The sequence below is a fragment of the Nocardioides sp. genome, from assembly GCF_025965415.1.
In the GTDB taxonomy this organism is placed as follows: domain Bacteria; phylum Actinomycetota; class Actinomycetes; order Propionibacteriales; family Nocardioidaceae; genus Nocardioides.
Genome location: NZ_JAOPWY010000041.1, coordinates 1 through 14,802, shown reverse-complemented (window position 1 = coordinate 14,802; position 14,802 = coordinate 1). Strand labels below are relative to the sequence as shown.

General features: G+C 68.1%; 17 protein-coding genes and 2 pseudogenes. 14 read left to right on the top strand and 5 right to left on the bottom strand.

Features of this window, described 5'->3' with window-relative positions:
• Positions 1–131 precede the first annotated feature (131 nt).
• The 3 genes from JWN97_RS05105 to JWN97_RS05095 all read left to right on the top strand — a co-directional run bounded on the left by JWN97_RS05105 (position 132) and on the right by JWN97_RS05095 (position 2,097).
• Positions 132–497, top strand: coding sequence for a LysM peptidoglycan-binding domain-containing protein (locus tag JWN97_RS05105; protein ID WP_297619294.1), 366 nt, complete (start codon positions 132–134; stop codon positions 495–497).
• Positions 498–805: 308 nt separating this feature from the next.
• On the top strand, positions 806–1,318 hold the full coding sequence (locus tag JWN97_RS05100; RefSeq protein ID WP_297619291.1) for a hypothetical protein: 513 nt from the start codon (positions 806–808) through the stop codon (positions 1,316–1,318).
• Entirely contained in the window at positions 1,318–2,097 is a 780-nt protein-coding gene (locus tag JWN97_RS05095; protein ID WP_297619288.1) for a hypothetical protein, read from the top strand. The genes JWN97_RS05100 and JWN97_RS05095 overlap by 1 nt, the downstream gene beginning before the upstream one ends.
• Before the next feature lie 12 nt (positions 2,098–2,109).
• On the opposite strand, the gene JWN97_RS05090 is transcribed toward JWN97_RS05095, so the two are convergent.
• Entirely contained in the window at positions 2,110–2,445 is a 336-nt protein-coding gene (locus JWN97_RS05090) for a hypothetical protein (RefSeq protein ID WP_297619285.1), read from the bottom strand.
• A 333-nt stretch (positions 2,446–2,778) separates the two neighbouring features.
• Between JWN97_RS05090 and nrdR the strand changes: the two genes are divergently transcribed.
• From nrdR to JWN97_RS05060, 6 genes are all read left to right on the top strand, one after another.
• On the top strand, positions 2,779–3,255 hold the full coding sequence (gene nrdR / locus JWN97_RS05085) for a transcriptional regulator NrdR (RefSeq protein ID WP_297619282.1): 477 nt from the start codon (positions 2,779–2,781) through the stop codon (positions 3,253–3,255).
• 111 nt (positions 3,256–3,366) lie between these two features.
• The gene (locus tag JWN97_RS05080; RefSeq protein WP_297619279.1) at positions 3,367–6,273 is read left to right on the top strand and encodes a vitamin B12-dependent ribonucleotide reductase; all 2,907 of its coding nucleotides are present in this window, start codon (positions 3,367–3,369) and stop codon (positions 6,271–6,273) included.
• Between the two features lie 528 nt (positions 6,274–6,801).
• Positions 6,802–7,797, top strand: coding sequence for a hypothetical protein (locus JWN97_RS05075; RefSeq protein ID WP_297619277.1), 996 nt, complete (start codon positions 6,802–6,804; stop codon positions 7,795–7,797).
• Complete coding sequence (locus tag JWN97_RS05070) at positions 7,785–8,333, top strand: hypothetical protein (protein ID WP_297619274.1); 549 nt, start codon at positions 7,785–7,787, stop codon at positions 8,331–8,333. The genes JWN97_RS05075 and JWN97_RS05070 overlap by 13 nt, the downstream gene beginning before the upstream one ends.
• Positions 8,330–8,905, top strand: a complete 576-nt coding sequence (locus JWN97_RS05065) for a hypothetical protein (RefSeq protein ID WP_297619271.1) — start codon at positions 8,330–8,332, stop codon at positions 8,903–8,905. The genes JWN97_RS05070 and JWN97_RS05065 overlap by 4 nt, the downstream gene beginning before the upstream one ends.
• A 217-nt stretch (positions 8,906–9,122) precedes the next feature.
• Positions 9,123–9,515: an ATP-binding domain-containing protein gene (locus JWN97_RS05060; RefSeq protein WP_297619269.1), complete on the top strand. Its 393-nt coding sequence runs from the start codon at positions 9,123–9,125 to the stop codon at positions 9,513–9,515.
• 9 nt (positions 9,516–9,524) lie between these two features.
• On the opposite strand, the gene JWN97_RS05055 is transcribed toward JWN97_RS05060, so the two are convergent.
• Complete coding sequence (locus JWN97_RS05055; protein WP_297619267.1) at positions 9,525–10,175, bottom strand: hypothetical protein; 651 nt, start codon at positions 10,173–10,175, stop codon at positions 9,525–9,527.
• 152 nt (positions 10,176–10,327) lie between these two features.
• Between JWN97_RS05055 and JWN97_RS05050 the strand changes: the two genes are divergently transcribed.
• The 5 genes from JWN97_RS05050 to JWN97_RS05030 all read left to right on the top strand — a co-directional run bounded on the left by JWN97_RS05050 (position 10,328) and on the right by JWN97_RS05030 (position 13,448).
• Complete coding sequence (locus JWN97_RS05050) at positions 10,328–10,594, top strand: excalibur calcium-binding domain-containing protein (protein ID WP_297619265.1); 267 nt, start codon at positions 10,328–10,330, stop codon at positions 10,592–10,594.
• Entirely contained in the window at positions 10,591–11,172 is a 582-nt protein-coding gene (locus JWN97_RS05045; RefSeq protein WP_297619262.1) for an excalibur calcium-binding domain-containing protein, read from the top strand. The genes JWN97_RS05050 and JWN97_RS05045 overlap by 4 nt, the downstream gene beginning before the upstream one ends.
• A 344-nt stretch (positions 11,173–11,516) precedes the next feature.
• The gene (locus JWN97_RS05040) at positions 11,517–12,173 is read left to right on the top strand and encodes a hypothetical protein (protein ID WP_297619259.1); all 657 of its coding nucleotides are present in this window, start codon (positions 11,517–11,519) and stop codon (positions 12,171–12,173) included.
• Between the two features lie 68 nt (positions 12,174–12,241).
• Complete coding sequence (locus tag JWN97_RS05035) at positions 12,242–12,832, top strand: TetR/AcrR family transcriptional regulator (RefSeq protein WP_297619256.1); 591 nt, start codon at positions 12,242–12,244, stop codon at positions 12,830–12,832.
• A gap of 106 nt (positions 12,833–12,938) precedes the next feature.
• Positions 12,939–13,448 (top strand): VC0807 family protein, encoded by a 510-nt coding sequence (locus JWN97_RS05030; protein WP_363321253.1) that lies wholly within the window; start codon positions 12,939–12,941, stop codon positions 13,446–13,448.
• 27 nt (positions 13,449–13,475) lie between these two features.
• On the opposite strand, the gene JWN97_RS05025 is transcribed toward JWN97_RS05030, so the two are convergent.
• From JWN97_RS05025 to JWN97_RS05015, 3 genes and pseudogenes are all read right to left on the bottom strand, one after another.
• Entirely contained in the window at positions 13,476–14,135 is a 660-nt protein-coding gene (locus JWN97_RS05025; protein ID WP_297619253.1) for a nucleoside/nucleotide kinase family protein, read from the bottom strand.
• A 372-nt stretch (positions 14,136–14,507) separates the two neighbouring features.
• A pseudogene (locus JWN97_RS05020) lies at positions 14,508–14,675 on the bottom strand (integrase core domain-containing protein); the annotation flags it as partial.
• Between the two features lies 1 nt (position 14,676).
• Positions 14,677–14,802: pseudogene (locus tag JWN97_RS05015) on the bottom strand (IS481 family transposase); the annotation flags it as partial.

Genomic DNA, 14,802 nt, shown 5'->3' with positions numbered 1-14,802 from the left:
GCTCTAACGTCGTACACATGTTCGATCGAACGTCTGATCGACACCGACGCAGATCCAGACCCACTGTCGGTGGCTCCGACTAGACAGTCCTTCGAGCACCACGACCGGCTGAACTTCCCCAGGAGGCCACCATGAGCACCCTCAGCCTTGCCCCCAGCTTCTCGTTCGACACTGCCGCCGCCGCGGCCGTCCGGCGCTCCAGCGTGCGGCTGACCCGACGCGGCCGGCTCGTGGTCTTCGTGACCTCGCTGTTCCTGGTCCTCGCGGTCGCCTTCATGCTCGCCGGCGGCGCCGTCGGCACCGACTCGGCCGGTGAGCAGATCCCGACCGAGATCGTCCAGGTCGCGCCCGGCGACACCCTGTGGGGGATCGCCAGCGAGATCGCCACCGACGGCGAGGTCCGCTCGGTGATGACCCAGATCGAGCGCCTCAACGCGCTCGAGTCCGCCGGCCTGCAGGCCGGCCAGAAGCTCCGCGTTCCAGTCGTCTCCGACTGACGTGAGGTCTCCACCAGCCGCTTCGACCCCGGCTGGTGGAACCAAGGGGAAGCTGAGGGGCGGGCCTGGTGGCCCGCCCCTCGGCGCATTTGTGGCGGTGGGGGCTGGTATGTCGGTTGCAATCCCCGGGTAACCGGGGATTGCAACCAGATCGTGGAGCTCTGGTGCCGCATGTCGGCACCAGAGCTCCACGATCACGTCGGCCGTTTCGGATGCGGGTTGTGCACAGGTCCGGATCGAGGGTGGTTGGGCGGGCGCGAAATGGGTAGTTTCAGCGGTGCTGACGTTGTTCTCGGGAAGGCACCTTCATGCACGTACGCCGCGCACTGGCGCTCGCCGTCGTCGTACCCCTCCTCCTGGCCGGATGCACCGACGAGCCGGAGCCCACGCCCCAGATGCCCGACCCGACGAGCTCCTCGCCCAGCCCGACGCCGACCGAGTCCGAGACTCCGGAGGCCGAGAGTGCGGAGGACTTCATCCGGCGGTGGGTGGAGGTCGGGGATGAGATGCAGGTGACAGGGGAGACGGACGAGTACGACCGGATGACACCCGAATGCGAGCCGTGCCAAAGCTTCGTGGCGAACGTCGAGGAGGTCTATTCGGCCGGAGGTAGCGCCGAATTCGCTGGATCGAAGATCGTGCAGATAAGGCGCATCGGTGACGCGCCGCCCACTTTCAACCTGACCAAAGACCTGCCAGAGACCACGATCCACCGTGCGGGCGGCAAGACCGAGACGCTGCCCGGTGGACGCACGACCATCCGAGTCACCTTGGGCAAGGCCAAGGATCGTTGGGTCGTCACCCACTTCGGAATCTTGTGATGGGCGTCCGCTGCGTGGCGCGGATACTTGCGCTTTTGCTGCTCTCCATTTGCGTACTAATTGGCTCGGCTTCCGCTACGGCCGCATCTTCCTGTGTGTCTGTCGGCTGGGAGCAGGCTGATGCGAACTGCCAGTGGTCGTACGTGGACTACTCGGCAAGTGCAGGCTCTGGCGACGGCCACACCTGGGTCGTCTCGATCCAGTGCGGCAACGGCGGCATCTGCGCTGACCACGTGGAGTGCAACGAGAACGGGGAGAGCGGGTTCGTCCACGACGTCTACATGGATGGGACGGATGTCGGCGACGTGTGCGTTCCCGAGGACGAGGTCGACCAGGTCAACATCGCCCAGCTGATCCTCCGCGAGTTCAAACGCATCGCCTGGCCGGCCTCGAAGCTCGTCGTCCAACCCCCGCAGGGAAAGACGTTGGTCAACTTCGACACGAACTTCTACACGCTGGACAAGAAGGCGATCTCCCGGGACGTCACGGTCGCCAAGCAGCAGGTGACGATCGAGGCGTTCCCCACGACGTACACCTTCCGGTTCGGGGATGACACGTTCACTCAGACCGCGAGTCCCGGCAGGCCCTATCCCAGCCTCGACGTCACCCACGAGTACGTGAAGACGGGCAAGGTCTCGGTGAGCCTGGACACGACCTACAGCGGGCGCTATCGGATCGGCGGCGGCGACTGGGTCTCGATCGAGGAGACCATCACCGTGGCCGGGGCGGCCCAGGACCTCGAGGTCGTGGAGGCCATTCCGCAGCTCGTCCTGGAGTGACTGAGTACCGACCTACCGCGCCGCGCGCTTCCCACCCACCGGCCGCGGCTCGGCTGAGGGAGAGTCGGGCGGCGGCGTCACGCCCAGGGCGCGCATCAGCCGTGCGACCAGCAGCAGCCCCACGAAGAGGCATGCGATCGCGCCGAGGCAGGCCAACCCCATGAAGGCCCAGGCCGAGCTGGCCGTGCCCCCGCGCGCCGCCGTACCGAAGTCGATGGCGGCGTAGACGAGGTAGCCCCAGGCGATGACGCAGAGCGTGATCCCGACCCCGAGGACGAGGGCGGCCTTGTTCAGGGACCGGGGCGGACGTGCGCCTCTGCGCGACCCTGCTCTCTTCCCCGTGGACACGGGGACATTGTGGCGGATGTGGCCTGAGTGGGGGAGCGGATTGGGTCAGCCCACAAGCTCAACACGCCGCCCTGCGAGGGAATTCAGGGCACTGACCTGCGGTTTTACCGTGTGGGGGAAATTCCTCGACCGAACTCCCGCGTTCGCTTGCCAAGTCTTGTGGTCGGGACGTACGGTAACCACTACATCTAGTACTTACACCGCTGTAGTTATCCCCAGCTCATTCACAGAGGATCGGGCTTCGCCCACACCTCCAAGCTAGTTATCCACAGCATCTGCACACCCCCTTCGAGGGTGTGTCGAGCGCGCCCGCGACACGAGAGGAGACCCACGATGCACTGTCCGTACTGCCGCCAGACCGACACCCGGGTCCTCGACTCCCGTGTCGCCGACGACGGCGGCTCGATCCGCCGCCGCCGCACCTGTTCGGAGTGCGACCGCCGCTTCACCACGGTCGAGAAGATGCAGCTGACGGTGCTCAAGCGCTCCGGCGCCACCGAGCCCTTCAACCGCGACAAGGCGATCGCCGGCGTCCGCAAGGCCTGCAAGGGCCGCCCGGTCACCGACGACCAGCTCGCCTGCCTCGGCCAGGAGGTGGAGGACACCCTCCGCCTGACCGGCCAGGCGGAGTTCGACGCCAACGACATCGGTCTGGCCATCCTGGCCCCGCTGCGGGCGCTCGACGAGGTCGCCTACCTCCGCTTCGCCTCCGTCTACCGGGCCTTCGAGTCCGCCGACGACTTCGAGAACGAGATCACCATGCTCCGCCTCGAACGCTCCACCCACGATCAGCCCACCCCCTCGGGCTGACCCCACATTCGGCCCGGCAGGTCGTGGGGAAGCGGCCTGCCGGGCTTACCAAGCACCCGCGACGAATCGCGAAGCACCAGCGACACAACCACCAGGGATAGAGGAACTCGCATGACCGAGACGGTGAGCACCGGCGCCACGTCGAACAAGGGAAGCGCATCGAAGGGCAAGGGCCTGACGATGGAGCGTGTCTTCAGCACCGAAGGCACCCACCCCTACGACGCCATCACGTGGGAGCGTCGCGACGTCGTCCAGCAGAACTGGAAGACCGGCGAGACCGTCTTCGAGCAGCGCGGCGTGGAGTTCCCCGACTTCTGGTCGGTCAACGCCTCGACCATCGTCACGACCAAGTACTTCCGCGGCGCGGTCGGCACCGACGTACGCGAGTGGAGCCTCAAGCAGCTCATCGACCGGGTCGTGAAGACCTACACCAAGGCCGGCATCGACCACGGCTACTTCAAGACCGATGGCGACGCCGAGGTCTTCGAGCACGAGCTCACCTGGCTCCTCGTCAACCAGTACTTCTCCTTCAACTCCCCGGTGTGGTTCAACGTCGGCACCCCGTCGCCGCAGCAGGTCTCGGCCTGCTTCATCCTCTCGGTGGATGACTCGATGGACTCGATCCTCAACTGGTACAAGGAGGAGGGCTTCATCTTCAAGGGCGGCTCCGGTGCCGGCCTCAACCTCTCCCGCATCCGCTCGTCGAAGGAGCTGCTCTCCAGCGGCGGTACGGCGTCGGGTCCGGTCTCCTTCATGCGCGGCGCCGACGCGTCCGCAGGCACCATCAAGTCGGGCGGCGCCACGCGTCGTGCGGCCAAGATGGTCGTCCTCGATGTCGACCACCCGGACATCGAGGAGTTCGTGATGACGAAGGCGAAGGAGGAGGACAAGATCCGCGCCCTCCGCGACGCCGGGTTCGACATGGACCTCGGTGGCGCCGACATCACGTCCGTGCAGTACCAGAACGCCAACAACTCCGTCCGCGTCACCGACGAGTTCATGCGCGCCGTCGAGGACGGCACCGAGTTCGGCCTGCGTGCCCGCGGCACCGGCGAGGTCATCGAGACCGTCGACGCCCGCGATCTGTTCCGCAAGATCAGCGAGGCCGCCTGGGCCTGCGCCGACCCGGGTCTGCAGTACGACGACACCATCAACGACTGGCACACCAACCCCGAGACCGGCCGCATCACCGCGTCCAACCCGTGCTCGGAGTACATGTCGCTCGACAACTCGTCGTGCAACCTGGCGTCGCTCAACCTGCTGAAGTTCCTCAAGGACGACGACACCTTCGACGCCGCCCTCTTCGCGAAGGCCGTCGAGTTCATCATCACCGCGATGGACATCTCGATCTGCTTCGCCGACTTCCCGACCGAGCCGATCGGCAAGACCACCCGCGACTACCGCCAGCTCGGCATCGGCTACGCCAACCTCGGCGCGCTGCTCATGGCGATGGGCCTGGGCTACGACTCCGAGGGTGGCCGCTCGATGGCCGCGGCCCTCACGTCGCTCATGACCGGTACGTCGTACAAGCGCTCCGCCGAGCTCGCGGGCATCGTCGGCCCCTACGCCGGCTACGCCCGCAATGCCGACGCCCACAAGCGCGTGATGCGCAAGCACCAGGCGGCCAACGACGTCGTCCGCATCGTGCACACCGAGGACGGCCGCGTCCACAAGCTGGCCACCAAGGCGTGGGCCGACGTGATCAAGACCGGTGAGAAGAACGGCTTCCGCAACGCGCAGGCCTCGGTGCTCGCGCCGACCGGCACCATCGGCTTCATGATGGACTGCGACACCACCGGCATCGAGCCCGACTTCTCCCTGGTGAAGTTCAAGAAGCTCGTCGGCGGCGGCTCGATGCAGATCGTCAACCAGACGATCCCGCGGGCGCTGAAGAAGATGGGCTACCAGCCGGAGCAGATCGAGGCGATCGTCGCCTACATCGGCGAGCACGGCCACGTGGTCGACGCCCCCGGCCTCAAGCTCGAGCACTACGAGATCTTCGACACCGCGATGGGCGCCCGCTCGCTCAAGCCGATGGGCCACGTGCGGATGATGGCGGCCGCGCAGCCGTTCCTCTCCGGAGCGATCTCCAAGACGGTCAACCTGCCGGAGTCGGCGACGGTCGAGGAGATCGAGGACGTCTACCTGCAGTCGTGGAAGCTCGGCCTCAAGGCCACCGCGATCTACCGCGACAACTGCAAGGTCGGCCAGCCCCTCTCCGACGGTGGCGGCAAGGCCAAGAAGGACGCCGCCGACGCCAAGGACGCGGCCGACGCCGCGAATGTCAAGGTCGTGGAGAAGGTCGTCTACGCCCCGGTCCGCAAGCGCCTGCCGAAGTCGCGCGTCTCCCGCACGACGTCGTTCACCGTGGGCGGTGCCGAGGGCTACATGACCTCCGGTGCCCACGACGACGGCAAGCTCGGTGAGGTCTTCCTCAAGCTCGGCAAGCAGGGCTCGACCCTGGCCGGCGTGATGGACGCCTTCTCGATCGCGGTGTCGATCGGCCTGCAGTACGGCGTCCCGCTGGAGACCTACGTCTCGAAGTTCACCAACCTGCGCTTCGAGCCCGCCGGCCTCACCGACGACCCGGACGTCCGCATGGCGCAGTCGCTGATGGACTACGTCTGGCGCCGCCTGGCCCTGGACTACCTCACCTTCGAGGAGCGCTCGGCCCTGGGCATCTACTCCGCCGAGGAGCGTCAGCGCCACCTCGAGACCGGCTCCTACGAGCCGTTCGTGGAGACCGGCTCTGCCGCCGAGCTCGTGGAGTCCCCGTCCTCGCTGGTCGAGCAGGGCGAGGAACGAGCCCGTGTCGAAGCCGAGGTCGTCGAGGCCGACATCGTCGAGGCGTCGGTCAAGCCGGCCCCCGTCGAGGCCAAGACCACGGCCGAGCTCTTTGAGAAGCTCACCGGCACCGCGGTTGACTCCCCGCTCTGCATGACCTGTGGCACGAAGATGCGGCCGGCCGGGTCCTGCTACGTGTGCGAGGGCTGCGGGAGCACGAGCGGCTGCAGCTGATTGTCACGTTGCACTGAAATGTCCCGAGGAGTTGCGTGAAATGTCCGAAGTTGCATTCTGGACAAACGCCATGACACATCACCATCAGGTTCATAGCGAGTGATGGTGGCTCTCAGTGACGTTCGCCGGCCCGGCCCCTCCCGTGTGGAGGGGCCGGGCCGGCGCTGTCTTCAGCCGTTGCGACGCAACACCGCGCAGCTCGTGGCTGGCCCCGGGTGTGGCAGCACCCTGCGCCGGCCGCGAGCCGAGTGTCATGTCGGTGGTCGCTGCTGGAATGACGTCAGCAGTTGTGATCGACAGAAGGACAGGCCGCATCGACCAACCACGAACTTCGACAGCCGAAGAAGGGCTGTCGATACGGGCTAGTCCCGTGAAAAGCGGAACCCCTCGCCTGGCAGGGCGAGGGGCATCCGATTCAAGAAACTCCATCCGGCTAAGAAGGAGGTGGGCACAGTGAAACACACTGATGTCACCCGCACGACCCCTACTCTCGAGGAACTTCTCGAAAGTGCTCGACGTCGCATCCAGGTGCTCCAGACGGAGCTCGGTGAGGCGAAGAAGCGCCGTGGCCTGATCGGCGCGGCGCTGCTCAAGGAGTTCCCCGGATCGCGCACCTACGTGAACGGCAGCGTGGCCCACGGGGACGCCCTGACGCCGCTGACTGACGTCGACCTTGGTGTCGTCGTTGCCGAGGCGGTCGACTCCCACGGTCCCGGCAAGAAGGGCCCCGGAGACCTGAAGGACCGGGCAGCGAACGCCATCCGGCGCGAGCTCGGGCCGGCGTACCCGAAGCTCACCGTCATCGTCGAGGGCCGCAAGCGGTCCATCCTGGTCCGCTTCGGTGACCCGGTTACGGCGGGTGAGAAGGACTTCACGGCGGACGTCATCGTGGCGATCGACAACCTCGAGGCCGAGGGGCTCTACATCCCGCGGTACCGCGAGTGGGACCGGGCGCACCCGGAGGAGCACACGCGGATGGTGAAGAACGCGATCGACAAGACCGACGTGCTCTACGCCCGGGCGGTTCGGCTGCTCAAGCACTGGAACCGGTGCAACGACATGCCGATGTGCTCGTGGAATGTGAAGGCGCTCGCCCTCGGGTGCCTGGACGAGCCGATGACGCAGCTCCAGGCGCTGAAGGTGTGGTTCGGCTTCGCGATCGATGAGCTGTCCGTCGCGGAGACCGAGGACCCCGCGCACGTCGCGGATAAGCCGATCAAGCTGAACAAGCCGCGCCGCGAGGTCGTCGCGCAACTGCGCGAGGCGGGGGCCAAGCTCGACCAGGCGATCGCGTTCGAGAACTTCGGCTACCCCGTACTCGCGTGGGAGCAGCTCGCGCTCATGTTCGGCGACGAGGACATGATGCCCAAGCCCGACTGGTACAAGGTCACCGCCGAGCAGGCCCGCAAGATCGCTGACGACAAGGCCGCTCAGCACAGGGTGACAGGTACCCCGGCGCTGGTCACCGGCGTTGGCGCGGGCGCACTTCACCAGAGGCGCGACGTGTCGTCGTGGGGGCTGTAGACACCTCCGCGTCCCCGGGCGGGCGGGTCACCCCCGCCCGCCCGGGGCTCTGGTACGGCGCCCGGCCGGCGTGGCAGCTGTACCTCGAACGCGGCATCCACCGTGAACACCACCGGCACATCCGACGGGAGCAGGGCATCGGCGTGTCCTGGCGCGACTCGACCGGCTGGCTGGCCTACCACCACGACGGCCTCGACGTGCCCGGTCGACCCGACCCGATCCCGGTCACCGTGGTCTTCTTCGAGAACCCGCCGTACGACACCTACGGCATCACGCCGCCGAACTACCCACGTGTGTGGGCCGACTGCGGTGCGGTCTCCCCGCACCGGATGCCGGACGACGCGCTGTGCCTGTGGTGGCCGTGGAGCCCGGCCGAGCAGCAGTGGACGGCCGACGACGGCCTGCTGCCCCTGCTGAACCTGGTCCGTGACCACCTGTTCTTCGAGCACTACTGGCGTCTCACCGGTGGGCATCCGCGCGGCAGGTGGCTCGGCGCCGAGGCGCCGCACGGGTTCCCGACCAGGAGGGCGTCATGACCCGGTGGTTCGTGGTCGCGGCCGCGGCCAATCCGAAGGAAGGGCTCTTCGAGAACTTAGGCTGGGACGAGGGCACCACCCTCATCGCGGCCGGGCTCGGCGCAGCCGTCACCATCTTGGTGGCGGTGCTGACCTTCGCGTCGACGCAGGCGGCTGCACGTCGGGAGCGGCAGTCCGCCATGTTCGCGGAGGCTCTCCGCTCGGTGGAGGACTACCTCGAGGGTCCGTACCGGATTCGCCGCAGCGACGGATCGCACCAGCAGCGCGCCGAGATCACCGCGTACCTCAGCGACGTGAAGAGCCGCCACAACTACTACTGCGGCCTCCTGCGGCTGCACGCACCGGACAGGACCGCGCGGGCGTATGAGGACTTCGTCGCGGCCGCGTTGCGGGACGCCGGGCCGCAGATGACTGCCGCCTGGAAGGGCAAGCCCACCAAGCGCAACCGTGACGTACCGCTCGGCAAGGCGTACGAGCGCACGCGCTCGGATCAGGCGAAGAAGACGGTCCTGTTCGAGATGCGTCGCGCGCTCACGCCATGGTGGCGACGCTGGTTCGTGTCTGAGACCTAGCGCCACTCGCGGTCGTCCGCGGGCGTCCACGTTTGCTGGCAAAGCACGGTCGAGCCCCAGGAGGCGGGTCACCAACATGCGGCACGACGACGCCGGATCTTGCCCGTGTCGGCCGAGAAGGTGCCTCCGCAACACCCGCCAGATCCACGAGTCCTTCGGGCCGCTCGCACCGAGCCGGATGTACTCCCGCGGCGGAGACGGCCCGAGCGTCCGTTTCGTGCCGTCACCGCAGGACGACGCACTCGAGGCCGCCGACGACGCGGTTGATGCGCTGCTCGCCGCCGGCTGGGAGCCGCGCAACGTCGCCCTGCTGACCACCGGCCACCGCCACCCCGTCCAGGTCGAGCGCACCGACTTCCACGACCAAGAGGGCTACTGGCGCACCTATTGGGACGATGACGTCTTCTACGGCCACGTGCTCGGCTGCAAGGGACTCGAACGCCGGGCCGTCGTGCTCTGCCTCAACGAGGACGGTTCTCGCGACCGTGCCCGTGAACGCCTCTACGTCGGGATGTCCCGCGCCACCGACGAGCTCGTGGTGGTGGGGGATCAGGAGACCGTACGCCGGGTCGCGGGCGGCGACGTGGCGAGGCGTCTCGGCATCGCCTGACGGCGGGTCTTACAGGCTGACCTCGACGACGTACGCGTCGTGGTCGGAGAGCCGCTTGCCCTCGTGCGAAGCGACGATCCGCCACGCCCGCGACGGGAGCCCGGCCGGAACGGCCAGGTGGTCGATGGTGAACAGTCCCTCGGTGCGGTGGGGCAGCACTGCCGTTGTCGCCTCCAGGCCGAGGGACTCGAGGGCCGCCAGGATCGCCCGACGACCGCCGATTGAGCCGGCGTACTCCTTGCCGACGAGGGCGTGGTTCCAGTCGCCTCCCCAGACCAGTGAGTCCGCGACGCGGAGACGGAGCAGCAGGTCGTCCACGGCGTTCGAGGTCTTGTCGACGTGACGGTCCCCGACCCATGGCGAGTCTGATCCGCACGAGCGCCACGGCAGGATCGAGCTGACGTACGTCGTCGCTCCGATGCTCACCTGGGCGCTCGCGGGATGCGGGTCGGGAGAGGAGGCCATCAGCAGGCGGCTGGCGATCCCCGCCCATCGTCTGCGCGGTGCCATCAGTGATTGCGACAGGTGCAGCGCGTAGCCCGGGAGGGACGTGCGCTCGTTGACCTCGGTCAGGAGCCAGACGTCGCAATCCGCCTCGACCAGCAGGGCCCGGTGGTGCTCGGACCAGCGGCCCGCGATGTTCCAGGTCCCGATGCGCACTCGCGCATCATGTCCGATTTCTTCGGCAGTGGAACGCGGCGGTGCCTGACCTGCAAGTTTCGCGCCCTCTTGGGTCGTTCCCCAGACACTACGAGTCCAGCGGCGCATGCTTGTGGTTGATCTAAGGGGGCTACGTCATGCGTAGAAGTTTCATGGGCGCCATCGCCTGCATCGTCATCACGGCACCGGCACTGGTGCTCTCGGTTCCAGCAGAGGCTGCCGTTCCGGCCCAATGGCAGAACTGCGCTGTGGTCAACAATCGGCTGCCGCATGGTGTAGGTCGGGCCAACGCCCGCGACCACACCTCGGGGACACCGGTCACCAACTTCCGCCGAGACACTGCGCTGTACAACACCGCGATGCGGGCGAACCGGGGGCTCGACCGGGACGGCGACGGCATCGCCTGCGAGAAGGCATGAGCACTCCTGGCTTGGACAAGTACCCGGGCTACTACCCCGCCGGGTCGAAGCCGTTCTGGTCGAGGTTGAAGGTGGGAGTGGTCGCTGGGGTAGTTGGACTGCTGGTCGGGGTTGTCGGAGGTGGTTCGGACGGCGGGGACCCCGCCGCGGCCGACGACTCCACCGGCATGTCCGAGGTCCAGAGCGAGCTGGATGAGGCGATCGCATCAAGGGATGACCTCAGTGACCAGTTGCGCGATCTCCGCGAGGAGACCGCGAAGGAGTCCAAGGCAGCGGTCAAGGCTGCGGTCAAGGCCCAGAAGAGAGCTGTGCAGGCAGCGGTCGCCAAGACACGGCGCGTCGAGCATAGGAAGGCAGCCGCGGCGGTGGCCACCGCCAAGCGTCAGGCTGCAGCGGCGGCTGCGCCCAGCACATCGGCGATCGCGCCCCTGGCCGCGACTTCGACCGCGACCGATCCGCAGTTCTCCTACTGCTATGAGGCCAACGACGCCGGATACGGGCCCTACTACCAGGGCCAGGATCCCGAGTACGACTGGTACGACGATCGCGATGGCGACGGCATCGTCTGCGAGTCCTGATGGGATTGTTCAGCAGCTTCAGGCTGGCGCCGGGAGTCCGGCTCTCCACCTCGTCGCGTGGGCTTCGCGCCCATGTCGGCCCGCGCGTCGCCCGTCTCCATGTGGGCGGCGGCGGTTCCGGGATCTCGACCGGCGCAGGCCCGATCACGGCGTACTCCGGTCTGAGTCCGTCGAGGTCGACGCGAACCTCCACGGCCGCCCGCCCCAACATGACTCCGGCTCAGGCCGAGAAGGCACGGCGCGTCGAGGAGTGCGCGCAGGAGTGGGCGGAGCTTGCCCAGATCCACAGGATCGAGTTCGCTCCAGTCCCGCCGCCGAGTCCTGTGGCAGCAGATCCAGTACCGATGTTCAGCGTGTTGATCAAACGTGCCGAACGTCGGCACATGGCCGGGGTCGGGCGCTTCGATCGGCACGCTCGGCAGGAGGCGCGGGAGCGCGCTCGCGCGGAAGCGGAGGCCGAGGCACTCGGGCTGCTCACCGCGGGGATTGAGGATCGCTCCGTCAGGCAAGCGGAGTCTGATCGGGTATGGGCGGCACTGGTCGCCGGCGAGCCAGCGGCTGTGGCCGGTGCTGTTAGTAACGCTCTCGAGGCTCGCGGCCTGAACGCCGAGGTCGGCTCGAACCGCGTGGGTGAGGTGCAGTTCGACCTCCAGGTCCCAGGCGCTGAGGCGATCCCCACCCACCAACCGAGCCTCACACCGAGTGGGACGCCGACTCTGAAGAAACTCGCCAAGACGGAGGTCGCCCATCACGTTCGCCAGCAGGTGGCGGCGCGAGTGCTTCTTGCAGCCAAGGAGGCGCTGGCTCAGTCGCCCGCGATCGTGAAGGCCGACGTCTCGGCTCGTCATGGTCGGGACACATTCGTGCGGGTCAGGCTCACTCGCGCTGGGCTGGACGCAGCGCCTTGGAACCGGGCCGCGTGGGACGTCCTCCTTGCTGCAGATCCGGGTGTCGAGGCCAACATCGGAGGGCGCACTCAGGAGCTCCGGCCCCTCAAGTAGGCGACCCCCGCCCAGAACGCGGACGCAGGCTCTGGACTGGTCTTACTCAGCCGACGTACTCTTTACTCATGCAGGTAACCGCACGCTCGGTCACCTCCACCGCCCGCCGCGCCCAGATCCTCGACGCGACGATCGCGCTGGTCGCCGAGGAGGGCTTCGGCAAGGCGACGTTCGCCCGGATCGCCGAGAAGGCAGGCCTCTCGAGCACCCGGCTCATCAGCTATCACTTCGCCGGCAAGGACGACCTCGTGACCGCGCTGGTCGACCACGTGATCACAGGCATCGGCGAGCACGTCGGCGGGCGGGTCATGGCGGAGACCACCGCGCGCGGAAGGCTCAGGGCGTACATCGAGGGCGTCGTCACCTACGCCGATGCCCATCGCGCGCCGATGTCCGCGCTGCTCCAGGTCGCGATGTCCGCAACCGCGGACGGCGGCACCTCGGCGCCGAGCGACACCAGCCACCTCGAGCGGATCCTCGAGGACGGCCAGCGACAGGGCGAGATGCGCGACTTCGACGCGGGCGTCATGGCGACCACCGTGCAACGCGCCGTCGAGGTCGTGCCGTTCCGGTTGCAGGCCGAGCCCGACCTCGACTGCACGGCGTACGCCGCCGAGCTGATCGAGCTGTTCGACCGCGCCACGAGGGCCGACGCGTGACCCTGCTGCGACCGGTCCTCGGCATCGCGGGGTCGACGGCGCTCTACTACCTGATGCGCCACCTCGGCGTCAGCGTCTACGCCGCGCTCGTCGTCGGGGCGCGGTCCTGTCGCTGCTCCCCGCGTGCATCGCGCTGGCCCGGGGCACGCGCCCGAGCGGGCTCGAGGCGTTCTTCACCGTCCTGCTCTTCGCCAGCTTCGTGATCGCGCTCCTGCCGGGCGACGAGCGGTTTCTCCTCGCGAAGGACGCGCTCATCACGAGCGGCGTCGGCCTGTGGTTCCTGGCCAGCCTGCGTTGGGCGGACCGGCCGCTGGCCTACCAGTTCGCCAAGCCGATGGTCGAGGGGCGGCTCGGCTGGCCGGGGGACTGGGAGGGGCTGTGGGAGCGCGAGCCGTGGTTCCGACAGATGTGGCGCACGTCCAGCATCCTCTGGGCGATCGGGACGATGCTCGACGCCGTGGCGCGGGTCCTCATGGCGTACAGGCTCCCGGCCGACTCGGTGCCCGGCCTCAACCTCGCGATGTACGTCGCCACCCTGGTGCTGCTCAACATCGTCACCACCATCGTCTACGTCCGCGCGGGAGTCCTGGGGCGGCGGCGGGTCAGCGTCGACTGAGGCAGGGTCGTGACGGCCGCTGCCTCCTCAACCGACGAGCGGAAGGGGCACGACGACGTCCGCCCGGTCGCGCGTCGCCGCGACCAGACGCGCGTTGGCCTCGTCGCTGCGCGCCACCCAGTCGCGGGCGGCGTCGGGCGACTTGCCGAACGCCTCGTGCCGCCGGACCAGCCGCTGACGGCGTACGTCGTCGTCGACCGCCACGAACCACGCCTCGGCCAGCAGGGGGCGGACACGCTCCCAACCGCCGCCGGGTAGCAGGACATAGTTGCCCTCGGTCAGCACCAACCGAGCGGACGGCGGGATCGCGACCGCCGCGGCGATCGGCTGCTCGAGGTCGCGCTCGAAGCCCGGCACGAAGAGCGTCCGGTCGGGACAGTCGTGCAGGCGCCGCAGGGCCGCGACGTAGCCATCGACATCGAACGTGTCCGGCGCACCCTTGCGCTCGCGGCGTCCGAGCCGCTTGAGCTGGACGTCGGCGAGGTGGAAGCCGTCCATCGGCAGGTGCCCGACCGCGTCCGGCCCGAGGTCGTCGCGCAGCCGGGTCAGCAGCTGCTCGGTGAGGGTGGACTTGCCGGCACCCGGCGGCCCGGTGATGCCGAGCACCACCCGACCGGGGTGGTCGAGCAGGGCCGTCGCCCGCCCGGCCAGCTCGGCGAGCGAGGAGATCTCGGGCGGTGTGGGCATGCAGCGAGGCTAGCGAGGCTAGTGGCGGAGCGAGGGCTCAGTCGCGCTCCCAGGGCTCCTCGTGCCGATCCTCTTGTAGTACCTCGTGAGGTGGCTCTTCGCTCGGTCGACGTCCCTCCCCGGCCTGTCGCCCCCGCCGCGGCCGCCGGCCATCACGTTGCCGGCGGCCATCACGACGAGTGGCACAGCGCGGCCGGCCCGTCAATGACGTCGGCGATCAGCAGATTGGTGGCGGTGAAGGCCTGTCCCGGGTTCCGCGTCGCACCAGACATCTGCTGGAACGCTGAGCATCGGGCGCTGGCCGTTCATGTGCCACGGCCGTTGGCAGCAGAACGGGATCGCTGGACGCCGCGGTGGCTTCAGCCTGGTGACCTAGCTGTTCTGTCCGGGCACGTTGGGCACGAGGTCGATGGGTGACTTGCCCTTGAGCGAGGTGTGTCCGCGGTGGTGATTGTAGACGTGGAGCCAGGCCGGGTAGCTGGCCAGGCGTTCGGCTTCTGATCGGTACTCGACGGCGTAGGCCCACTCTTCGAGCAGAGTGCTTCTTGATGTCGACGTGGACCAGGTCACCGGGCGCCTCATGCAGGTAGTGGTTCGCCTTGGCCCTGGCCCACTTGATCCGGGCCCCGGTGGCCGGGTCGGTCCACTTCAGCCGCGGGCACCGGTA